Source organism: Phocaeicola sp. (assembly GCF_057861905.1).
The window spans coordinates 1-23,707 of the sequence record NZ_DBMACV010000055.1 but is presented as its reverse complement, the minus strand read 5'-3'; the positions used below and the strand labels follow the sequence as shown (position 1 = coordinate 23,707).

21 protein-coding genes and 1 tRNA gene are annotated in these 23,707 nt (G+C 42.3%); 16 read left to right on the top strand and 6 right to left on the bottom strand.

All coding sequences use genetic code 11. From position 1 onward, the window contains the following. Positions 1-26: 26 nt before the first annotated feature. The 7 genes from ACZM60_RS10870 (at position 27) to ACZM60_RS10840 (ending at position 5,596) form a co-directional block, all read left to right on the top strand. Positions 27-99, top strand: a tRNA-Gly gene (locus ACZM60_RS10870). Between the two features lie 152 nt (positions 100-251). Then, complete coding sequence (locus ACZM60_RS10865) at positions 252-956, top strand: SIMPL domain-containing protein (RefSeq protein WP_021971616.1); 705 nt, start codon at positions 252-254, stop codon at positions 954-956. A 225-nt stretch (positions 957-1,181) separates the two neighbouring features. Then, positions 1,182-2,966, top strand: a complete 1,785-nt coding sequence (gene rpsA, locus ACZM60_RS10860) for a 30S ribosomal protein S1 (protein WP_340320156.1) — start codon at positions 1,182-1,184, stop codon at positions 2,964-2,966. Positions 2,967-3,172: 206 nt separating this feature from the next. Further along, positions 3,173-4,087: a ribonuclease Z gene (locus tag ACZM60_RS10855; protein ID WP_489521506.1), complete on the top strand. Its 915-nt coding sequence runs from the start codon at positions 3,173-3,175 to the stop codon at positions 4,085-4,087. A gap of 88 nt (positions 4,088-4,175) precedes the next feature. Beyond that, positions 4,176-4,727, top strand: coding sequence for an RNA polymerase sigma factor (locus ACZM60_RS10850; RefSeq protein ID WP_489521505.1), 552 nt, complete (start codon positions 4,176-4,178; stop codon positions 4,725-4,727). Positions 4,728-4,776: 49 nt separating this feature from the next. Continuing rightward, positions 4,777-5,151, top strand: coding sequence for a hypothetical protein (locus tag ACZM60_RS10845; RefSeq protein ID WP_340320153.1), 375 nt, complete (start codon positions 4,777-4,779; stop codon positions 5,149-5,151). Positions 5,152-5,167: 16 nt separating this feature from the next. After that, positions 5,168-5,596, top strand: coding sequence for a hypothetical protein (locus ACZM60_RS10840; protein ID WP_021971801.1), 429 nt, complete (start codon positions 5,168-5,170; stop codon positions 5,594-5,596). 81 nt (positions 5,597-5,677) lie between these two features. Here the strand turns inward: ACZM60_RS10840 and mazG are convergent, their stop codons facing one another. Continuing rightward, positions 5,678-6,463 carry a nucleoside triphosphate pyrophosphohydrolase gene (gene mazG / locus ACZM60_RS10835; protein ID WP_021971800.1) on the bottom strand — a complete coding sequence of 262 codons (786 nt, stop codon included), beginning with the start codon at positions 6,461-6,463 and terminating at the stop codon, positions 5,678-5,680. Between the two features lie 137 nt (positions 6,464-6,600). Here mazG and ACZM60_RS10830 point away from each other — a divergent pair, with 137 nt between their 5' ends. Next, complete coding sequence (locus tag ACZM60_RS10830; protein ID WP_021971799.1) at positions 6,601-6,828, top strand: winged helix-turn-helix domain-containing protein; 228 nt, start codon at positions 6,601-6,603, stop codon at positions 6,826-6,828. Between the two features lie 79 nt (positions 6,829-6,907). On the opposite strand, the gene ACZM60_RS10825 is transcribed toward ACZM60_RS10830, so the two are convergent. From ACZM60_RS10825 to ACZM60_RS10810, 4 genes are all read right to left on the bottom strand, one after another. After that, positions 6,908-7,111 carry a winged helix-turn-helix domain-containing protein gene (locus ACZM60_RS10825; protein ID WP_021971798.1) on the bottom strand — a complete coding sequence of 68 codons (204 nt, stop codon included), beginning with the start codon at positions 7,109-7,111 and terminating at the stop codon, positions 6,908-6,910. A gap of 411 nt (positions 7,112-7,522) precedes the next feature. Next, on the bottom strand, positions 7,523-7,990 hold the full coding sequence (locus ACZM60_RS10820) for a C-GCAxxG-C-C family protein (RefSeq protein WP_021971797.1): 468 nt from the start codon (positions 7,988-7,990) through the stop codon (positions 7,523-7,525). Beyond that, positions 7,987-8,946, bottom strand: a complete 960-nt coding sequence (locus ACZM60_RS10815) for a D-2-hydroxyacid dehydrogenase (protein ID WP_418587334.1) — start codon at positions 8,944-8,946, stop codon at positions 7,987-7,989. The genes ACZM60_RS10820 and ACZM60_RS10815 overlap by 4 nt, the downstream gene beginning before the upstream one ends. Before the next feature lie 17 nt (positions 8,947-8,963). Beyond that, complete coding sequence (locus ACZM60_RS10810) at positions 8,964-10,238, bottom strand: replication-associated recombination protein A (protein ID WP_489521504.1); 1,275 nt, start codon at positions 10,236-10,238, stop codon at positions 8,964-8,966. 831 nt (positions 10,239-11,069) lie between these two features. On the opposite strand from ACZM60_RS10810, the gene ACZM60_RS10805 reads away from it, so the two are divergent. From ACZM60_RS10805 to ACZM60_RS10775, 7 genes are all read left to right on the top strand, one after another. After that, entirely contained in the window at positions 11,070-12,809 is a 1,740-nt protein-coding gene (locus ACZM60_RS10805) for a glutamine--tRNA ligase/YqeY domain fusion protein (protein ID WP_021971794.1), read from the top strand. A 129-nt stretch (positions 12,810-12,938) separates the two neighbouring features. Next, complete coding sequence (locus ACZM60_RS10800) at positions 12,939-14,396, top strand: tetratricopeptide repeat protein (RefSeq protein ID WP_489521503.1); 1,458 nt, start codon at positions 12,939-12,941, stop codon at positions 14,394-14,396. Between the two features lie 250 nt (positions 14,397-14,646). Then, positions 14,647-15,498, top strand: a complete 852-nt coding sequence (gene hisG, locus ACZM60_RS10795; RefSeq protein ID WP_021971792.1) for an ATP phosphoribosyltransferase — start codon at positions 14,647-14,649, stop codon at positions 15,496-15,498. A gap of 29 nt (positions 15,499-15,527) precedes the next feature. Then, complete coding sequence (gene hisD / locus ACZM60_RS10790) at positions 15,528-16,811, top strand: histidinol dehydrogenase (protein ID WP_489521502.1); 1,284 nt, start codon at positions 15,528-15,530, stop codon at positions 16,809-16,811. Between the two features lie 14 nt (positions 16,812-16,825). Next, a complete protein-coding gene (gene hisC / locus ACZM60_RS10785) occupies positions 16,826-17,875 on the top strand; it encodes a histidinol-phosphate transaminase (protein ID WP_489521501.1) in 1,050 nt (349 codons plus the stop codon). Beyond that, a complete protein-coding gene (gene hisB, locus ACZM60_RS10780) occupies positions 17,872-18,996 on the top strand; it encodes a bifunctional histidinol-phosphatase/imidazoleglycerol-phosphate dehydratase HisB (protein ID WP_489521500.1) in 1,125 nt (374 codons plus the stop codon). The genes hisC and hisB overlap by 4 nt, the downstream gene beginning before the upstream one ends. Positions 18,997-19,024: 28 nt before the next feature. After that, entirely contained in the window at positions 19,025-19,552 is a 528-nt protein-coding gene (locus ACZM60_RS10775) for a hypothetical protein (RefSeq protein ID WP_489521499.1), read from the top strand. A gap of 80 nt (positions 19,553-19,632) precedes the next feature. Here the strand turns inward: ACZM60_RS10775 and ACZM60_RS10770 are convergent, their stop codons facing one another. Continuing rightward, positions 19,633-21,153 carry a DUF4301 family protein gene (locus ACZM60_RS10770; RefSeq protein ID WP_021971787.1) on the bottom strand — a complete coding sequence of 507 codons (1,521 nt, stop codon included), beginning with the start codon at positions 21,151-21,153 and terminating at the stop codon, positions 19,633-19,635. Between the two features lie 206 nt (positions 21,154-21,359). Here ACZM60_RS10770 and ACZM60_RS10765 point away from each other — a divergent pair, with 206 nt between their 5' ends. Next, complete coding sequence (locus ACZM60_RS10765) at positions 21,360-23,576, top strand: RelA/SpoT family protein (protein WP_021971786.1); 2,217 nt, start codon at positions 21,360-21,362, stop codon at positions 23,574-23,576. Positions 23,577-23,707 lie beyond the last annotated feature (131 nt).

The following is a 23,707-nucleotide window of genomic DNA, read 5'->3' as shown; positions in this document are numbered from 1 at the left end:
CGAATCCATCTTTGCCCACTAAAATTGCGGAAGTAGCTCAGTCGATAGAGCATTAGCCTTCCAAGCTGAGGGTCGCGGGTTTGAGTCCCGTCTTCCGCTCTCCAAAAGGTCATACATTTTATGTATGGCCTTTTTTATTATTCCCTAAAATCATTAATAAAACCAAACAGAAGCAACACCTATAACCTTAATTTGTTATATTAGTTTTATCAATCTAATATCTTATCACTAACCCTTAAAAAGAAACCATTATGAAGAATTTCAGAATCGAATCGCTTATCCTCGCCATCGGATTGCTCCTTTTAGGAATATGCATCCAAAGAGGATTCAACTCATTTGCAGAGCGTGACAGAAGTGTAAATGTAAAGGGACTTGCTGAAATGGAAGTTCCTGCCGACAAAGTCATATGGCCATTGATGTATAAAAGCTTAGGCAATGACTTGAATGCCTTATACGACAACATTAAAAATTCAAATGCCACTATTACTCAATTTCTGAAGGAGAAAGGTATAGATGAAAAAGAAATCAGCATCAATGCACCTGAGATTATCGACCTGAAAGCCGAACGATATAGCAACAGCGACAACAGTCCTTACCGATATAACGTAACAACAGTTATTACTGTAACCTCCAACAAAGTGGATTTGGTAAGAAGCCTCATTGCCGAACAAGGTGAATTACTGAAACGAGGAATTGCTGTAACAGGAGGCGACTATCGGTACAATGTCCAATATGAATATACAGGACTTAACACTATCAAACCGCAAATGATAGAAGAGGCAACCAAAAATGCACGGCAAGCCGCCGAAAAATTTGCAAAAGACTCCGACAGCAAGTTGGGAAAAATCCGACATGCCAACCAAGGACAATTCAGTATTTCCGATCGTGACGCAAATACTCCTTATATAAAAAAGGTACGTGTAGTTACTACCATAGATTACTCACTCGAAGACTAAGCAGAATTAAATTCCAATTTATACATACAAAAGAGCCACAAAGTTTTACAACAGAAATATCTTAATGAAACTTTGTGGCTTCTTTTACGCCGGTCCCTTCCGAAGTTTTTACGAAAAAAAACAGGAAAAGTTGTATCATTCAGGATTTTATTGTACTTTTGCAGCCGATTTATATAAACAATATAAAGTCTAACACAATTAGTTATTTACAAACAATTTATTTTAATGGAAAACTTAAAAAACATTACTCCGATTGAAGACTTCAATTGGGATGCTTATGAAAGCGGTGATGCAGTAACCAACGTAAGCAAAGAAGATCTTGAAAAAGCTTATGACAGCACCTTGAACAAGGTAAACGACCGTGAGGTTGTAGACGGTACTGTAATCGCAATGAACAAACGCGAAGTTGTAGTTAACATTGGCTACAAATCAGACGGTATCATTCCGTTGAGCGAATTCCGCTACAATCCTGATTTGAAAGTTGGTGATACTGTAGAAGTATACATCGAAAACCAGGAAGACAAAAAAGGACAGTTGATTCTGTCACACAAGAAAGCTCGCGCTACTCGTTCTTGGGATCGTGTTAACGCTGCTCTTGAAAACGAAGAAATCATCAAGGGTTACATCAAGTGCCGCACTAAGGGTGGTATGATCGTTGATGTATTCGGTATTGAAGCATTCTTGCCGGGTTCTCAGATTGATGTGAAACCTATCCGCGACTACGATGTATTCGTAGGTAAGACTATGGAATTCAAAGTTGTTAAAATCAACCAGGAATTCAAAAACGTTGTTGTTTCTCACAAAGCTCTTATCGAAGCTGAACTGGAACAGCAGAAGAAAGAAATCATCAGCAAACTTGAAAAAGGTCAGGTACTTGAAGGTACTGTTAAAAATATCACATCATACGGTGTATTCATCGACTTGGGCGGCGTAGACGGTTTGATCCACATCACAGACTTGTCTTGGGGCCGTGTAAGCGATCCGCGTGAAGTTGTTTCTCTGGATCAGAAGTTGAACGTAGTTATCCTCGACTTCGATGATGAAAAGAAACGTATTGCTTTAGGTTTGAAGCAGTTGACTCCGCACCCATGGGATAGCCTTGATCCAAACTTGAAGGTTGGCGATCACGTTAAAGGTAAAGTTGTCGTTATGGCTGACTATGGAGCATTCATCGAAATCGCTCCGGGCGTAGAAGGTTTGATCCACGTTTCTGAAATGTCTTGGTCACAGCACCTGCGTTCTGCTCAGGACTTCATGAAAGTAGGCGACGAAATCGAAGCTGTAATCCTGACTCTGGACCGCGAAGAACGCAAGATGTCTTTGGGTATCAAACAGCTGAAACCAGATCCATGGGAAACTATCGAAGAAAAATATCCTGTAGGTTCTAAGCATGTTGCTAAAGTACGTAACTTCACTAACTTCGGTGTATTCGTAGAAATCGAAGAAGGTGTAGACGGCTTGATCCACATCTCTGACCTGTCTTGGACTAAGAAGATCAAACATCCTTCTGAATTTACTCAGATTGGTGCAGACATCGACGTTGTTGTTTTGGAAATCGACAAAGAAAACCGTCGTTTGAGCCTTGGTCACAAGCAGTTGGAAGAAAACCCATGGGATGTATTCGAAACAGTATTTACTGTAGGTTCTATCCACGAAGGTACTATCATCGAAATGTTGGATAAGGGTGCTGTAGTAGCATTGCCTTATGGCGTTGAAGGTTTCGCTACTCCGAAACACTTGGTTAAGGAAGACGGTTCACAGGCTCAGCTTGACGAAAAGCTTCCGTTCAAGGTAATCGAATTCAACAAAGATGCAAAACGTATCATCTTGTCTCACAGCCGTATCTTCGAAGATGCTGCTAAGGCAGAAGAAAAAGCAGAAAAGAAAGCTTCTAAGAAGTCTTCTAAGAAAGAAGAAACTCCGATGATTCAGAACCAGGCTGCTTCTACAACTCTGGGCGACATCGACGCTTTGGCTGCTTTGAAAGAACAATTGGAAGGAAAGAAATAATTCTTTAATTCGTCATATTGGAAAAGGGGATTGTGCTATGCATAGTCCCTTTTTTTATTTCCTCTCCCAAATGCCTTTAAGGTTCTTCCCCTATTTCCCGTCAACACTTCAATCTTTATCAAGATAAAATACGCTCCAAAAGAGTTAAACCGAAAAACTACGTTTTTCATTTGCCGCTCCGCTTACCTTTGCGTATCTTTGTTTGTATGGAAAAATTTGAAGTAAACATATTGGGATGCGGGTCTGCCCTGCCGACTACACGACACATGGCAACCTCACAAGTAGTGAACATCCGGGAAAAACTATTCATGATAGATTGTGGAGAAGGTGCACAGGTACAATTACGGCGTTCACGACTAAAGTTCAGCCGCCTGAACCATATATTCATTTCACATCTGCACGGAGACCATTGCTTTGGTCTGATGGGACTTATATCGACATTCGGCATGCTGGAACGCACAGCCGACTTACATATTTACTGCCATCCCGAACTGGAAAGACTGCTCACCCCACACATTGACTTTTTTTGCAAAGGCATGCCCTATAACGTCATCTTTCATACTTTCAACCCGAAAGAACAGCAAATTATATACGACGACCGTTCTGTCACGGTAGAAACCATTCCTCTACGACACCGATTGCCGACGTGCGGCTTCCTTTTTCGCGAAAAACCTACACCCAATCATATAAAGCGTGATATGATAGACTTTTACAAAATCCCGATATGCATGATTAATCGCATAAAGAATGGAGAAGATTATACCACAGAAGAAGGAACAGTCATTCCCAACGAACGCCTGACCATTCCTTCCGATCCTCCCCGTTCGTACGCATACTGCTCGGATACCTCCTATCTGCCACGCATTACCGAACAGATAAAAGGCGTAAATCTTCTGTTCCACGAGGCCACTTTCGCCAATACGGAAGCAGCCCGTGCCCGCCAGACTATGCACTCCACTGCCGGACAGGCGGCAACCATTGCCCGCGATGCAGAAGTAAAACGGCTGGTTATCGGACATTTTTCGGCCAGATACGAAGACGAAGGGCCTTTGCTACAGGAAGCCCAAGCCATCTTTCCCAATACAATACTGGCACAAGAAAACATGAATATCATATTGTAAAAGAAAGAAGTTAATAAAACTCAACCGACTTAAACCCTGTGGCAACATACCAATCTAAAAATAACGGAAACAAAGAAGTTAAAAGAATATGAATACATACAACGAGGAAGATGTAATCGACCGACTACAATATCCGGAAACGCAGCGCGAGGCTTTTGGAGAAGTAGTTAAAGCCTACAGCGAACAACTGTACTGGCAAATCAGGCGAATGGTCCTCTCACACGACGATGCAAACGATTTACTGCAAAATACTTTCATCAAGGCATGGAGTAACCTGAATTATTTCAGGGGAGAAGCCAAGCTTTCTACCTGGCTATACCGTATTGCTCTGAACGAAAGTCTGAATTTCCTGAACAAACAACGCGCACAGAATCAACTTTCCATCGACGATGCAGAAGCAGTTGCACTGAACAAACTGGAAAGTGACCCTTACTTTGACGGCGACCAGACACAACTATTGTTCGAGAAGGCTATTCAAGCCCTACCCGAAAAACAACGTATGGTCTTCAACCTGAAGTACTTTCAGGAAATGAAATATGAAGAGATATCCGACATTCTGGGAACCAGCGTAGGAGCCCTCAAGGCTTCATACCATCATGCCGTAAAAAAAATAGAAGAATTTTTAAGCCAAAACGATTAAACCTTATGGACAAACAGCTATCTAAGAAAATAAAGGAGGATAACATACTATGAAGGAAGATAAAGATTTACTAAGCAAATATGGAAGAAAGAACCCTTTCACCGTTCCCGAAGGATATTTTCAGGACTTCAACGAAAGGCTGATGGAGCAACTTCCTGAAAAAGAAGTTATGCCCGAACCCGAAATCAAGATATGGGATCGCATTAAACCGTGGATATACATGGCTGCCATGTTCGTAGGATTAATGTTTACCGTCCGTACCTTTATGGGAGGACAACAACACACTCAGGATGCAGAAACTGAAATAGGAAGCTATACCGAAATACCCGATGAATACATCGATCCGATCGTAAACCAAACAATGATGGACGATTATGAGCTATATCGCTATCTGACTGATGCCGAAACTAATATTTACAATTAAAATAAACTGAACTGAGATGAAAAAACTATTTTATATACTTGCCCTACTCATTGGCTTTTGCGGCAGCTTGCAAGCACAAAAGGCCCAATTGAGCAAAGAAGAATTCCGCAAGGTACAAGAAAAGTTCATTACCGAAAAAGCAAACCTTACAGCCAAAGAAGCAAAACAATTCTTCCCACTCTATTTCGAGTTGCAGGACAAGAAAACATCCCTCAACAAAGAAGCCTGGCATAAAATCAGAAAAGGGAAACAAGAAAACGTAAGTGAAGAAGAATACAACGAAATCGTAGAAGATATAGTACAGACACGAATCCAAATCGACCAGCTCGACTTAGATTACGTCCGAAAATACAAGAAATTCCTCACTGCCAAGAAAATCTATGAAATACAACGGGCAGAAATGAAATTCCATAGAGAACTCCTCAAGCCCAAGAAGAAAAAATAAACCAAATGAAAAGACCGGATTCAGGCATTATATCGTGCCCCAATCCGATCTTTCCATTTCATTCAGCAACAGATTTCTTCGTTACAGTCCTTTTTGCTTGGCTTCGTTCCATAGAGCATCCATTTCTTCCAGCGACATATCGTGCAGATTTTTCCCCTGCTTAATTGTATGCTCCTCCAGATAATTGAAACGACGGATAAACTTCTGGTTTGTATGCTCCAGCGCATTATCCGGATTAATCTTATACAAACGAGCCGCATTGATCAGGCTGAACATCACATCTCCAAATTCGGCTTCTGCTTTCTCCTTATCCATGGTAGCCACCTCAGCCTCAAACTCACCGATTTCTTCCTTTACCTTGCTCCACACCTGTTCACGTTCTTCCCAGTCGAAACCAACATTACGAGCCTTATCCTGTATACGATAAGCCTTGATCAGTGAAGGAAGCGCATCAGGCACCCCACTCAGTACCGACTTGTTTCCATCTTTTTCCTTCAGCTTTATCTGTTCCCAGTTCTCCGATACCTGCTCAGCCGTATCAGCCTTGACCTCACCAAACACATGAGGATGACGGAATATCAGCTTATCACAAAGTTTATCGCATACATCTTTTATATCGAACGCACCGGTTTCACTGCCAATTTTAGCATAAAACACCACATGCAACAGTACATCCCCCAGCTCCTTGCAGATATTTTTCTGGTCATTCTTCATCAAGGCATCACACAGCTCGTACACTTCTTCTATCGTATTGGGGCGCAAACTTTCGTTGGTCTGCTTCCTGTCCCACGGGCATTTTACTCGTAACTCGTCAAGCACGTCAAGCAACCGCCCGAATGCTTCCATCTGTTCTTTTCTTGTATACATATACAGTTTTTCTATTTTTAGCAGACAAAATTACAAATAAATTGGATTTTCTCACAAAAAATACTATTTTTGTAATAGATTAATAAGAAATATATTTTCAAGTCGACCCTTAATTAACCAACAAAAAATACACAATTATGAATACACAAAGCATTGCAGAATGTGCAAAAGCAGTATGGCGTCTGCTGCACGGAGATAACAGAAAATGGGAGTATCAGGAACTGAAAAAAGCAACCGGACTACGTGACAGGGATTTGAATGCCGCTATCGGCTGGCTGGCCTGTGAAGGAAAAATCCAGTTTGACGAAAGTATGCAAGGACAACATACTGCATTATATATCGAATTGAGCTATTATATCGGATAGCACAAAAAAAATGCGTTGTAACCCCGGTCCTATTTTCTCCGGGCGTTTCAACGCATTTTTAGAAACTTCAAGATCTTACTTATTTCAACTTGATAAATAATTCGCCTTCAACTTCGCTTGTTTCAATCTTGTCTTCTCTCAATAACCAACCCAATCCGAGGAACAAATCTTTATCCGCTCTCAGTTTAGCGGCTTTCTTAAGTCCCTTCTGAGTCATTCCTTCATTTCCATTTAGTGCTTCCCAGATTTGTCCGGCGATAGCACCTGCTTTTTCTTGTAACATAGTTCTCTACTTTAAAAACTGTAATATTTTGACTTCTCCAACCTGAGAAGTGTTTGTGTGCATTGCAATGCAAATTTAACGAAAAAAAGCGTGAGGCGTTTTTTTTATGGAAAAATATTTTGAATTCGACCTTTTTTTATTCAAAAAAAACTATTTCTGCATCAAACATATGACATTTTATCTGAAAATATAGATATTACGTCGGCAGAAAAATGCACAGACTCCCTGAAAAAGCCATCATTTTTTGTACAAAAAAAATAAGTTTTTGTACAAAAAATAAAAAAACATCTCGACAAATTACCCCGATTGCCGGCAGAGAAAAAAGAAAGCTCTTCACTTCTTTCACCCAACACGAGCCTGCACAAGGCTAATGGTGAAAGGAGCGAAGAGCCACAACAGCGTAAAATCCGCTTAAAGTTTGCCTTCTTTTTCCAAAAAGTCACCAAACAGACGGGCTGCCGTTTCTACCATCCGGGCACACGGACGCTTGGCATAATACTGTGCCGTACGTGCTTCGGGAGTAGAAACAACCGGTTCTTTCTTCGAAAGTCCCAGCAGATCGGCACAACGCAGGGCACCTGTTTCCTGACGGAACTTCTCGGCCAGCTCCTGTACCAGCGCATAATTGGCAGCTTTACCTTCACGGTCTGCCCCTTCGAGAGCACAACGTTCCAGTCCGGCCAGCAGAAACATTCCACATGCAGCTCCACACGTTTCGCGCATCCGGCCAATTCCACCACCAAACGAAGCAGCCATGTGTAAGGCCTGCTCGTGAGTAAATCCATACAAATCGGCATACGCAGCGACCACCGACTGCGAACAGTTATACCCTTCTTTAAAGAAAGCTACGGCTTTCTGTATACGTTCTTCTTTTGTCATATATCAAGTACATTATTAATAGTATTTCCTTCCATCCATGCTTTCAGGTTCTCCACCGCCTGATTCATCAACCGTGTACGCGACTCACGGGTTGCCCACGCTATATGAGGAGTAATAAAGCAGTTCTTCAACTTCAGCAACGGATTGCCTGTAGAAGGCGGTTCCGAGGAAAGCACATCCAGTCCGGCTCCCAGCAGCTTGCCACTCAACAAAGCCCGCTCCAATGCTTTTTCATCTATCAGTCCGCCACGGCTTGTATTAATCAGAATAGCTCCCTGCTTCATCAGCGAAAGACGAAACGAATTGACCATTTCTTTATTCTCCGAAGTCAGCGGACAATGCAAACTTACTACATCACTCAACGAAAACAGCTCGTTCAGCGTCACTTTCTGATACTTTTTCGGGAGGGCCTTCTTCGACTTGCTGGTAAACACCAGAATATCCATTCCCAATGCCTCGGCTATCCGTGCCGTAGCCTGTCCCGTATTTCCAAAGCCAACAATACCCATTTTCTTTCCCGCCAGTTCAACCAGCGGAGTATTCCAGTAACAAAAATCCGACTGCGCACTCCATACTCCGTTCTGAACCTCGTTGGCATAATGTGCCACCTGCTGCGTAATATTCAAAAGATGAGCAATCGCCATCTGGGCAACCGAAAGCGTACTGTAAGCCGGAATATTCGTTACCACAATTTCCTGCTGACGCGCCACATCCAGATCGACTACATTATATCCGGTTGCCAAGATTCCTATATACTTTAACTTAGGCAGCTGCTTCAAAATAAATCCATTCAGCACCGTCTTGTTGGTCAGCACCACGTCAGCATCCTCAGCCCGACGCACGACCTCTAACTGTGAAGTACGGTCGTGTACCACAACTTCTCCCAGTTCCTCCAGTTCTTCCCATCTTCTTTCACCCGGATTCAGTGTATAAGCATCCAATACAACTATCTTCATATGCATCACATTCTTGTTTATTCTTTAAACCGATCGCCCCATAACTGTATCATCCGCTCTTTCAGTTTTGCTTCCGAAGCATTTTCCTGTGCATGCCAGAGGCGTTGCTGCTGCACTTCATCGGGTAAAAACTGCTGCCGTACAAAGTTACCTTTATAAGCATGAGCATACTTATAGTCCTTGCCATATCCCAATTGCTTCATCAACTTGATCGGTGCATTGCGCAAGTGCAGCGGAACCGGAAGGTTTCCTGTCTGCTGTACCAGCTCGAGTGCAGAATTGATTCCTGCATATGCCGAATTACTTTTCGGACTCGTAGCCAAGTAAACCGTAGCCTCAGCCAGCGGAATACGGCCTTCGGGCCATCCTATCTTCATCACGGCATCGAAGGCAGCATTTGCCAGAAGCAGTGCATTGGGATTGGCCAATCCGATATCTTCCGAAGCAGAAATGACCAGACGCCGGGCAATGAAAGCAGGGTCTTCCCCACCTTCTACCATACGCGCCAGCCAATACAACGCCCCGTCCGGATCGCTTCCCCGGATAGACTTGATAAAAGCAGAAATAATATCATAGTGCATTTCCCCGTCCTTGTCGTAAGCCAGCGGATTCTGCTGCAAGCGCTCCACTACTTTCTCATCAGTAACGACTACCGGAACCGCATCATCTGCTTCTACCACCAGCTCCAATATATTGAGCAGCTTTCGGGCATCTCCTCCCGAATAACGCAGCATGGCATCCGTTTCACGCAATTCCACCTGCTTCTCCTTCAATATAGCATCTGTAGTTATCGCATGATGCAGCAATTCGAGCAAGTCATCCTTTTCAAGCGACTTCAACACATAAAGCTGGCAACGTGAAAGCAGCGGACGGATGACTTCGAACGAAGGATTCTCGGTGGTTGCTCCTATCAGGGTAACCACTCCCGTTTCAACAGCTCCCAGCAATGAATCCTGCTGCGACTTGCTAAACCGGTGTATTTCATCAATGAAAAGAATCGGACTCTGCTGCGAGAAGAAACGGTTACTCTTTGCCTTGTCGATTACATCGCGCACATCCTTCACTCCCGATGTCACAGCACTCAATGTATAAAAAGGAGTTTCCAGGCGATTGGCAATAATCTTTGCCAGCGTAGTCTTCCCTACGCCCGGAGGCCCCCACAATATAAAAGAAGATATGCGGCCGGAGTCAATCATCCGTCTCAACACCGCTCCTTCTCCTACCAGATGTTTTTGCCCTATGTAGTCGTCCAGTGTTTTCGGACGCATACGTTCAGCCAACGGTTGAGCCATAATATTCTATTTTTTGGAAGTTCTTGTTTATTGTATCTTGCATTATGTTGAGAAAAGTTTTCAAAAATAATGAAACTCGTCCAAATACGTATGGATTTAGAAAGAATATTCACCGACACTTCGAGTTATCGGATAGAAACGCCCCCAAAATTCCTCTGTCGTCTTCACACAAAAATTCAAGGATTTTTTTATTTCTTATATAAAAAAGCTGAACGGAACCAGCCCCAATGGAATAGCAGTAAAAGAAATCTTCGCTTAAAAGCTCACAAAAAGGCAATAAAAAAAGCCTCTTTTCACAAAGAAGCTTTTTTAAGTTTTCAATAGGTATTAGTTTTTTTTAAGGTAAAAAGATTGTTTTCAGGATAACGCTACAAAGATGCGGGCTTTTTTTGAACTAAACAAATAAAAAACTATGTCTTAAAACATGTTTAGCGTTTTTCTTTGCTAACATTCTGTCAAGTCCTCATTCTTTAATAGTATTACAAAGATAAGAAATATTTCTTAAAACAGAACGACAACAAGAGTTTTTCTACATTTTGTATACAATATTATTATTCAGTACTTTTTACAAATTATCTGAGATTTCTTGTAAAACAGATTTTGTCAGTACTTTTTCACGTTTCCAAGCTCTTATAGTCTGTTGGTTTACACGCAGAACAGTCTGTGATTTTTTTCCCTGCATACAGCATCTTTTTTTGAATAGTCACTCTATCCCCTCTCGCCCCCTACAGAAGTTATTTTATAATTTAACCGTTAGTATCATCTTCCTTTTATAGGTAGTTCAGGAAAGAATCATTATTTTTGCAAACAAAAGTGTAAAACGAAAACGCTATGACAGAAATGAAAGTAACGGAAAGTTCTGAAAAGAAAAGTCTGAACTTTATTGAGCAAATTGTAGAAAAAGATTTAAAGGAGGGAAAAAACGGAGGAAGAATACAAACCCGCTTCCCGCCTGAACCAAACGGATATTTACACATTGGCCATGCTAAGGCCATCTGCATGGACTTCGGTATCGCCCAGAAATATGGAGGTGTATGCAATCTGCGCTTCGATGATACCAACCCTACCAAAGAAGATGTAGAATATGTAGAAGCTATAAAAGAAGACATACAGTGGCTGGGCTACCAGTGGGGACACGAATATTATGCTTCCGATTACTTCCAACAGTTGTGGGACTTTGCTATTCGCCTCATCAAAGAAGGAAAGGCGTATGTTGACGAACAGACTTCGGAAGAAATTGCTGCCCAAAAAGGTACTCCTACACAGCCCGGAGTAGAAAGCCCATACCGTAACCGCCCGATAGAAGAAAGCCTTGCCTTGTTCGAAAAAATGAACAACGGTGAAATAGAAGAAGGTAAAATGGTACTTCGCGCCAAAATCGATATGGCAAATCCGAACATGCACTTCCGCGACCCGATTATTTACCGTGTTGTCAAAACGCCTCATCACCGTACAGGAGATAAATGGAAAGCATATCCGATGTATGACTTTGCACACGGACAGAGCGACTTCTTCGAAGGCGTAACACATTCATTATGTACACTGGAATTTGTGGTACATCGCCCGCTGTACGATTTGTTCGTCGACTGGGTAAAAGACGGAAAAGACCTCGATGACAACCGCCCTCATCAGTATGAATTCAACAAGCTGAACCTCAGCTATACCTTGATGAGTAAACGTAACCTGCTGATTCTGGTAAAAGAAGGACTGGTAAACGGCTGGGACGATCCTCGTATGCCGACTATCTGCGCTTTCCGCCGCAGAGGATATTCTCCTGAGTCAATCCGCAAGTTTATCGATAAAATCGGCTATACTACTTACGATGCTCTGAATGACTTCGCATTACTGGAAAGTGCTGTCCGTGAAGACCTGAACGCACGTTCTACACGTGTTTCGGCCGTTCTGAATCCGGTAAAACTGATTCTTACCAATTATCCGGAAGATAAAGTAGAAGAGATGGAAGCTATCAACAATCCGGAAGACCCGAACTCTCCTACTCATACTATCGAATTCAGTCGCGAGCTGTGGATGGAGCGTGACGACTTTATGGAAGACGCTCCAAAGAAATTCTTCCGCATGACTCCGGGACAGGAAGTCCGCTTGAAGAATGCATATATCGTGAAATGTACAGGATGCAAGAAAGACGAAAACGGAAATGTTGTAGAAGTATACGCTGAATACGATCCGAATACCAAGAGCGGAATGCCGGAAGCTAACCGCAAAGTAAAAGGTACATTGCACTGGGTAAGCTGCAATCATTGCCTGAAAGCAGAAGTACGCTTGTACGACCGCTTGTGGAAGGTTGAAAATCCGCGCGATGAAATGGCTGCTATCCGTGAAGCAAAGAACTGCTCGGCACTGGAAGCGATGAAAGAAATGATCAATCCGGATTCACTGAAAGTACTGAAGGATTGCTATGTAGAAAAATTCCTTGCAGATGCCAAACCGCTCGATTACTTGCAGTTCCAACGTATCGGATACTTCAATGTCGATAAAGATTCAACTCCAGAACATTTGGTATTCAACCGTACCGTATCACTGAAAGATACCTGGAGCAAAATCAATAAATAAGCATTTATACCGGCTGGTATAAAAAGTAAGAAACACAGATTGCGCAAAAACTGTACACATACCCAAATGGGAACATGAATTTGCGTAATCTGCGTTTTTATTTATATCTCTTTAAAAAACCATCAAATTATGAAGGACGACTTGTCTTCAATCTTCCATAAACCGGAGTTCAAGCAACTGCTGGCTAAATATTCGGATATGATAAACAATCATACCACTATTTATCTGGAACCGGATGAAATTACCTTATTGGCTGAATTCTATGCCAGTATGGGAAATATCAGAGCATCCGAAGAGGTGGTAAACTACGGCCTGTCACTTCATCCCGACAACCTGGACATATTGATATTCAAATGCCATAATCTGATAGTCAAGGGATATACTACCGAAGCACAGGAAGTACTGAATTCTATAACAGACCAAAGCGATTATGAAGTAAGATTGCTGCAGGCTGAACTTTATCTGGCACAGAAGCGAAATCAGGAAGCTGATGAATTATTGAACCAGCTTTATCAGGATGAGAAGGATATAGACACCATGCTCGATATCGCTCACTTGTACATGGATGAGCATCAAAAGAAAAATGCTTACTCCTGGCTGCAAAAGGCCGTCAGCGAAGCCCCCGACAATCTGGGAGTATTGGAAGAACTGGCGTCTTATCATTTCAGCTTTGGCAATCCGGAAGAAGCAGCCAACTTATACAATCGCCTGCTCGACGAAGCTCCTTATACCATCGATTTCTGGCATAACCTGATACGATGCTATCTGCGCATGTATAAACCGGAAAAGGCAATGGAGGCTATTGATTTTGCCATGGCTATAGACGATACCAACCTGATTACGTGGGAGCTGAAAAGTAATGCCTTACTGCTGGAAAACGAAATAGAACAAGCCTTGGACTGTCTTTTTTATATAGAAAAATATACAACAGAGAAACCGTATATTCAGAATATAATTATGTCGATATACTTTATCACACAAAATTATCAGAAAGTGCTGGAGTATGCCGACAAAATTACGGTAAGCAATAATCTGACTGATTTTGAGATGGCTTCTCTGTATCATAAAAAAGGGTACTCGCATCTGCAACTCGGCAATGTTCAGGCTTGCGAAGAAGATATAGAACAAGGACTGGCATACGATAACCACAACAGTGATTTATATCTGCTAAGGGGAGAACTACAACTGACTAAAGGCAAACCAGAAGATGCTCAGCAGGCTTTTCATTACGGTCGGCTGTTTGCCGAAAACGAAGCAGAAGCAATTTCTTATGCAGGAAATGCTTATTTCCGCTATGAATACTGGCAGCAGGCGCTAAGCTGCTTCAAGGAACAAGAAAAACTTGCCCCTGAAACAATGCATGGCAATTATTATCTGACAGCCTACTGTTATTATCGGAGCGGACAGGATGAAGATATGCTGACTTATCTGGTACGAGGGTCTATCTTCTCTCCAGAATCGCTGAAAAAAGAGGAACAGGAAAATACACCGTTCCACAATGACACACATTTTCTTGAACAGGCAAAAGCTGTTTTTATGAAAATAGAAAATGGGGAAATCAATCCCATGAAGTATCTCCAAGATTAAGAAGAAATGAAAACTGAAAGCAAAAACTAAGTTTTCCTGACAATTATTTGGATTTTATATTTAAACAGTTTATATTTGCCACAAATAAAGAAAACAAAACCTAATATGAATAATAATCTGACTATCCGCCACCATCATGCACCTGACGTAAACATACGGTAGGCTGATGTGTCGTACAGTTACAGAAATATAAAGGCTTGCCGTATTACGGTAAGCCTTTTTTTATTCGATAATTTAAAATTGATAGAATATGCTTAGAATTGCCGTCCAATCAAAAGGCCGTCTGTTTGAAGATACAATGGCCTTGTTTGCTGAAGCAGATATTAAACTTTCTACTTCCAAACGTACCTTACTTACACAGTCGTCTAACTTTCCGATTGAGGTTCTTTTCCTGCGCGATGACGATATTCCCCAAAGCGTAGCAAGCGGAGTTGCCGATTTAGGCATCGTAGGCGAAAACGAGTTTGTCGAACGCGCCGAGAAAGCCGATCTTATCTATCGCTTAGGATTCAGTAAATGCAGATTATCGCTGGCGATACATAAAGAAGAAGAATATAGTGGTCCATCATGGTTCAATGGTAAAAAAATTGCGACATCCTATCCGGGCATCCTGCAAAACTATCTGAAAGAACAAGGTATAAAGTCGGATATCCACGTCATTACCGGATCGGTAGAAATTGCTCCCGGCATAGGACTTTCGGATGCGATATTCGATATTGTAAGTTCCGGTTCCACTCTGATAAGCAACAACTTGAAAGAGGTGGAAGTTGTCATGAAAAGTGAAGCATTGCTGATAGGTAATCCCAACCTGACACCAGAGAAAAAAGAGATATTAAATGAGTTTCTGTTCCGGATAGAAGCTGTCAAAGCTGCTGAAGATAAAAAATATGTACTGATGAATGCCCCAACCGATAAGGTTAAGGAAATCACTGCTGTTCTGCCAGGTATAAAAAGCCCAACTATCATGCCACTTGCTACAGAAGGATGGAGCAGTGTACATACTGTAATAGACCAGGAATGTTTCTGGGAAATTATTGGCAAACTGAAAGCCCTGGGAGCACAAGGCATTCTGGTACTGCCCATTGAAAAAATGATTTTATAATTCAATGAATTCTTAAAACGCACAAAGCTATGAATATCATACGTTATCCTGAACGCCGGGAATGGAACTCTCTCCTGAAACGCTCTGCACTGCACACAGAAGATATTCGCGAAACAGTTTGCGATATGCTGAAAAAAATACAGGCAGAAGGCGACCTTGCTGTTATCCGTTTCGAAGAACAGTTTGATAAAGTAAAACTAAGTTCACTGGAAGTAACAGAAAAAGAGTTCGACGATGCAGAAAAAGCAGTCGATAACCAGTTGAAAGAAGCTATTATGCTGGCACTAAATAATATCCGTACGTTTCATGCTGCCCAAAAATTTGAAGGTAAGAAAGTAGAAACACTACCAGGTGTTACCTGCTGGCAAAAAGCCGTTGCCATAGAAAAAGTAGGACTTTACGTTCCGGGTGGTACAGCACCTCTCTTTTCTACAGTACTGATGCTTGCCGCTCCAGCGCAGATAGCCGGATGTAAGGAAATTATACTATGTACTCCTCCCGACCGTGAAGGCAACATTCATCCAGCTATCTTATATGCTGCACGTGCCGCCGGTGTAAAAAAAGTATTCAAGGCCGGTGGAGTACAAGCTATCGGAGCCATGGCATACGGTACCAGCAGCATACCGAAGGTCTATAAAATATTCGGACCAGGCAATCAATTTGTTACAGTTGCCAAACAACAGGTGGCCTTGCGCGATGTAGCTATCGATATGCCAGCCGGACCATCGGAAGTCGCCGTACTTGCCGACGAAACAGCCAATCCGGTATTTGTTGCGTCCGATCTTCTCTCTCAGGCCGAACATGGTGCCGACAGTCAGGCCATGCTGATAACAACCTCTGAAGCATTGATAGACAAAGTAGCCATGGAAGTCGACCGCCAACTGGCAGAACTTCCACGTAAGGCACTTGCCGAAAAATCACTTCAGTCGAGCAAACTTATTCTGGTAAGAGATATGCAGGAAGCAATCGACATGATCAACGAATACGCTCCCGAACACTTGATTGTCGAAACCCAAGACTATATGGATATAGCCTGCAAGGTTGTCAATGCCGGATCGGTATTTTTGGGATCATACTCCCCTGAAAGTGCGGGCGACTATGCTTCGGGAACCAATCATACGCTGCCAACCAACGGTTATGCAAAAGCTTACAGTGGAGTAAGTCTGGACAGCTTTATCCGCAAGATAACCTTCCAGGAAATAACTCGTGAAGGAATAGCGGCTCTCGGACCAGCTATTCAGGTTATGGCTGCCAATGAGCATCTCGACGCTCATAAGAACGCTGTAACAGTACGACTTAATGAGAAACTTTAACCGACAAGATAGTTATGAAATCGCTGAAAGAACTGACACGACCGAATATATGGGCACTGAAACCCTACTCTTCGGCACGTGATGAATATAGCGGAAAAGAGGCTTCCGTTTTTCTGGATGCCAATGAAAATCCGTATAACACTCCCAATAACCGATATCCTGATCCGCTTCAACGGGAACTGAAGGATATGATCGCATTGATAAAAAAGGTAAATCCTAACCAAATCTTTTTAGGCAATGGAAGTGATGAAGCCATCGATTTAGTATACCGTGCTTTCTGCCGTCCCGGCATCGACAATGTTGTTGCCATCGATCCGACATATGGCATGTACGAAGTATGTGCTGACGTAAACGACGTAGAATACCGGAAAGTATTGCTCGACCATTCTTTTCAGTTTAAAGCCGATGAACTGCTGGCTGCCTCAGACGAAAATACCAAACTGATTTTCCTCTGTTCACCCAATAACCCGACAGGAAATAATCTGTTCCATAAGGAAATTATTACCCTGCTAAATAAGTTTCAGGGACTGGTTATTGTCGATGAAGCTTATATAGACTTTTCCGATGAGCCTTCCCTGATCGGGAAACTGAAAGAATATCCTAATTTGATTGTGTTTCAAACATTCTCGAAAGCATGGGGATGTGCAGCTATCCGTCTGGGCATGGCATTTGCCTCACCTGAAATAATCGGCATACTCAGTAAAATAAAATATCCGTATAACGTCAACCGGCTTACGCAGCAGGAAGCCATTCAGATGATGCATAAACATTACGAAGTTCAGAGATGGGTACAGTCGTTGCTCAATGAACGTACGCGTATGATCAAAGAATTCGGCAAATTGCCATGCTGTGTTCATATCTACCCCACCGATGCCAATTTCTTTTTGACCCGAGTAACCAATGCAAAGGCTATTTACGACTATCTGGTAAGTAAAGGGATCATTGTCCGCAACCGTTCCGGCGTTACCCTGTGTCACGAATGTTTGCGCATCACCATCGGTACCCGTCCTGAGAACGATGCTTTGCTTGAGGCTTTAAAACAATATAATCCGGAATTATCATGAAAAAGAAAGTATTGTTTATAGACCGCGACGGCACATTGGTCATCGAACCTCCAACCGACTATCAGTTGGATGCATTCGAAAAGCTGGAGTTTTATCCCAAGGTGTTCCGTAACCTGCATTTTATCCGGCAGAATCTCGACTTTGAGTTTGTCATGGTGACCAATCAGGATGGATTAGGAACCCCGTCTTTCCCCGAAAATTCGTTCTGGCCCGTACATAATCTGGTTATGAAAACATTTGCCAACGAAGGTATCACGTTCGATGAAGTACTTATCGACCGAAGTTTTCCCGAAGACAATGCGCCAACCCGAAAGCCACGAACAGGCATGCTTACTCACTACCTGAATAATGAGGAGTATGATTTGAACGGCAGTTTCGTCATAGGCGACCGGGCTACCGACGTAGAACTGGCATATAATCTGGGATGTAAAGCCATTCTACTGCAAGAAGATCGTAGTGTACTGACTGACAAGAAACTGCAAGATTGCTGTATTCTTGCTACAACTGACTGGGATAAGGTAACCGAATTTCTCTTTGCCGGAGAACGGATTGCTGAAGTACGCCGTACGACAAAAGAGACCGATATCTATATACGCCTCAACCTGGACGGAAACGGAAACTGTGACATCAGTACCGGACTGGGATTTTTTGACCACATGCTGGAGCAAATCGGAAAACACGGCGGTATAGATCTGACTATTCGCGTGAAAGGTGATCTGGAAGTGGATGAACATCATACCATAGAAGATACGGCCATTGCATTGGGAGAATGCCTGCATCAAGCCCTGGGCAGTAAAAGAGGAATTGAAAGATACGGCTACTGCCTGCCTATGGATGACTGTCTGTGTCAGGTAGCTCTCGATTTCGGAGGACGCCCCTGGCTGGTCTGGAATGCAGAATTCAAACGTGAAAAGATTGGTGAGATGCCTACTGAAATGTTTCTCCATTTCTTCAAATCACTAAGTGACTCCGCACGTATGAATTTGAATATCAAAGCAGAAGGTCAGAACGAGCACCATAAGATAGAAGGCATATTCAAGGCTCTGGCGCGAAGCATTAAAATGGCAGTCAGAAGAGATATCTATCACTACGAAGTACCTTCCAGCAAAGGCTGCATATAAAAACAAATAATAAGTGGGGAATAAAGTTATGAGAAAACTGATTGTTGTAATCATCATACTGACCGGCTTTATGGTAGGTATCAACTTGTCAAGAAAGCCCAACGGCTTCCGCAGTTATCAGGAAGTTTTGGCTGAACTGATAAACGATGCTCCGATGAAAACTTATTGCGACAGTTTTTACGGATACTGCATTCACTATCCGGAATTCTTTTCAAAAGAAGTAGCCAATGAAGGCTTTGTACGTTTGGGATACTGGAATAACGAACGTTTTGTCATCGAATGTTCCGTATTGAAAGCGCCTGACACAAGTCCGGTAAAAGTAAAAATGAAAGAACTGGCCACTCAACTGCATGCTGAAGACCAGCAACTGTTACGCGACTCTTTTATTCTCAGTGGCCCTGTATATGAAAACGGAAACAAAATAGAAGGATCTCGCTATTATGCCAAATATGTCCGCAATCAGAAGCTATGGTTCTCCTATACACTCTTCTATCCTGAATCGTGCAAATCAGCTCTTACACGTCTGTTGCGCCAAATAGACAGATGGGAAGTATAAATCAAAAACAAAGCATCCGGTACGGAGCAAACGTTACAGCGTCTGATTCCATGCCGGATGCAATATTCTAAATTAATGATTTACTGATGTTGTTCACGCAACAAATCGTTGACCGTTTTTACCGGATTGAATGTGCTCAACGGAACTTCCACAAAGACAGTGCTCCAGTCGCTCATTGAACCATTCCACAAGCCCGGCAGTTCCAAAGCCTTCAGGTCTTTACCATTCTTCGATTTATAAGAGATAAATCCTGTTGCCTTATCTACATACTGCAACAAGTTGAATTTATTTCCCTTATAGTCGCGTACGGCACAAACCAAGTCTACCGGATTGAAATGAGTACCTTTCTCGAACATAGCCTTCTTTTCCGGATCTTTCATATCAATCTGAGAACTTTCCAGAATCTGAAGTGAAACAGTTCCATCCGGATTATAAGCCAAGAACGGACCGCCACCCGGTTCGCCTACATTTTTCACCATACCGCATACACGCATCGGGCGATTCAGTTTCTTGCGCAGGTAAATAACAAGGTCGGCATCCTCCAAATCTTTAATATCACTCTTACGGCAACGCAACTGCTGCTGAACGAAACGGATAATAGTTTCGAGCTGTTCATGGCTATAGTGACCGCTATCAAGCAGTTCCAGATAATCGAATGCCTGTTTCTGAAGTGTGACCAATACGCCGGCAAGCAATTTTTTATAAGTTACCGTATCGCCTTTCAGACGGTCGGGCACTACATTATCGATATTCTTGATAAATACGATATCAGCATCCAGATCGTTCAGATTCTCAATCAATGCTCCATGACCACCCGGACGGAACAACAATTTACCGTTATCGCGGAACGGCTTGTTCTCCATATCTGCCGCAATTGTATCAGTACTTGCCTTCTGCTCAGAAAAACTGATGTTATATTCTACACCGTATTTCTTGGCATATTCGGCAACCTTGGCATCTACAAGTTTCTGGAACAATGCACGATGTTCTCCCGAAACAGTAAAATGTACATTCACCTTACCTGTTTTTCCTGCTGCATAAAGTGCACCTTCAACTAAATGCTCCTCCAGCGGAGTACGCACTCCATCGGTATAACGATGGAATTTAAGTAATCCTTTAGGCAAAGAACCATAATTCAGGCCAGCAGATTCCAGCAAATTGGCTACCACTGCCTTATAATTATGTTCCGACAACAGAGCATCAATATTTTTACCTGTGTTATCAAGACATACAGCATTCAAATCATTGTAAAATGCAAAATTATGAATATGATCGAAGAATTTCTTTTCAAAATCGGTGGTAGGCTCATCATAGTCTGCTCCCAAGAATTCGAACATATTCTTAAACATACGGCTTGCAGCTCCCGAAGCAGGCACGAATTTTACAATTTTTTTGTCAGTGTCTTTATACGCATCCCATGCTGCCAGATATTTTTTCTGAGCATCGGCATCAGCAATCATAATTCCGTTGTTGTCTACCGACGCAGCTGCAGCCAACTGCAAATAGGGGAATCCTTTTTCGAAACAAGCTAATTGTTCTGCAATCTGTTCTTCAGAAATTCCTTTCTTTGCGAGTAATTCTTTGTCTTCGTGTGTTAACATATTATGATAAATTTAAGTGATAAATATTCATTTACAAATCGATTCCACCTCAAAAGTATAAAAAAACCATTAAGTTTGTAACAATAAAAGAAGAAAAAAACTATCTTTACCCACAGAAGCTGTCAGGAATTCCTCTTTTTTCTCCTTTAAGTTAAAAAAGAGTTTCAATTTACAACAAACAGATTCTCAACAAAACTAGAAAGACTATGGACGAACAAGTTTTTTTTACACCGGACGAACACAAACTGTTGATTTCTCTATACAAAAGATTATTGCAACTGTCAGGAGATACTTTGCAAAAAGATGACTGCAGTAACTTAAAGAAACATCTGGTTCAAGTAATGTCGGCAGGTAGCATACCGCGCAATGCCTTTGGCATGAATCCGATTATAAAAGACATGCAAACAGCAGTTATCGTAGCCGAAGAAATAGGTATGCGGCGCGCTTCCATTTTGGGTATTATGCTACACGAATCTGTTAAATATAATCTTTGCAGTCTGGAGTCTATCAAGCAAATGTATGGTGAAGATGTTGCTGGAATTATACATGGACTGGTAAAAATAAACGAACTTTATTCCAAAAGTCCGACCATTGAATCAGAAAACTTCCGAAACTTGCTTCTCTCCTTTGCCGAAGATATGCGGGTTATCCTTATTATGATAGCCGACCGTGTAAATCTGATGCGCCAGATAAAAGACAGTACCAACGAGGAAGCCCGACTGGAAGTGTCGAATGAAGCTGCGTATCTATATGCTCCACTGGCACATAAATTAGGACTATACAAGTTGAAATCGGAACTGGAAGACTTGTCGCTGAAATATACACAGCATGACGTATATTATCATATCAAAGATAAGCTGAATGCTACAAAGGCTGCGCGTGACCGTTATATTGATGCCTTTATCGAACCGGTAAAGAAAAAGCTGGAGGAAAGTGGACTGAAATTCCACATCAAGGGACGTACCAAATCTATCCATTCCATTTACCAGAAGATGAAGAAACAGGGATGTCCGTTCGAAGGTGTGTACGATTTGTTTGCCATCCGAATTATTCTTGATTCTCCATTGGATAAAGAAAAGCAGGAATGCTGGCAAGCATATTCTATCGTCACTGATATGTATCTGCCTAACCCCAAGCGCTTGCGCGACTGGCTGTCTGTACCAAAAAGTAACGGTTATGAATCTTTACATATCACCGTTATGGGACCGGAAGGAAAATGGGTGGAAGTACAGATACGTACCGAACGTATGGACGAAATTGCAGAAAAAGGACTCGCTGCTCACTGGAGATATAAAGGTATAAAAGGAGAAAGCGGACTGGATGAGTGGCTGAATTCTATTCGGGAAACACTGGAGAATGCCGACAGTGATATGGAGGCAATGGATCAGTTCAAACTCGATTTATATAAAGATGAAGTATTTGTCTTTACCCCGAAGGGTGATTTATACAAACTCCCACAGGGAGCTACCGTACTCGATTTTGCATTTGCCATTCATACAAATTTGGGATGCCGTTGTATTGGTGCTAAAGTAAACGGAAGAAATGTTCAGTTGAAACAGACGCTAAACAGTGGTGACCAAGTAGAAATCACGACATCAAGCACTCAAACGCCGAAACGTGACTGGCTGAACTTTGTCACCACCTCGAAGGCCAAGACTAAAATACGTCAGGCTCTGAAGGAAATGGTAGCACGCCAGACTGAATTTGCCAAAGAAACGCTGGAGCGTAAGTTTAAGAACCGCAAACTGGAATATGATGAGGCCATCTTGATGCGACTAATCAAAAAGCTGGGCTTCAAAACGGTAACCGACTTTTATCAAAGTATTGCCAACGAAACACTTGATGTGAACGACATCATTGACCGGTATGTGGAGATGCAGCGCAAGGAAACCGAACAACGTGAAGAAATAACTTACCGCAGCGCCGAAGGGTTCAATATACAGCAAAGTACAGATGGTAAAGATTATTACAAAGATGACGTACTGGTGATAGACCAGAACTTAAAAGGACTTGATTTTAATCTGGCCAAATGCTGTAACCCGATTTACGGTGATGATGTGTTCGGCTTTGTAACAATATCGGGAGGTATCAAGATACATCGTTGCGACTGCCCGAACGCCAAAGAAATGAAAGCCCGTTTTCCTTATCGTATTGTCCGTGCACGCTGGGCCGGAAAGAGTCAGGGAAAGCAGTATCCTATCACACTTCGTATTGTGGGACATGATGATATAGGTATTGTGACTAACATTACGTCTATTATCAATAAGGAAAGCAATATCTTATTGCGGTCTATCAGCATAGATTCTCACGACGGATTATTCTCTGGCATGCTTACTGTAATGGTAGATGATACGTCGAAACTGGAATCGCTTATCAAGAAAATAAAGACTGTCAAAGGAGTAAAACAGGTGAACCGTGGATAACTTTTTTCCTCCTGACATTCCTATAAAAACGTGAGGGTGTGTCGTAATACGCGATTCACCCTCTTTTCTTTATCAACGATAAGAGTGTAGTTAACTTTTTCAGGCAGCGATATTCAGAAGATAATCTCGAT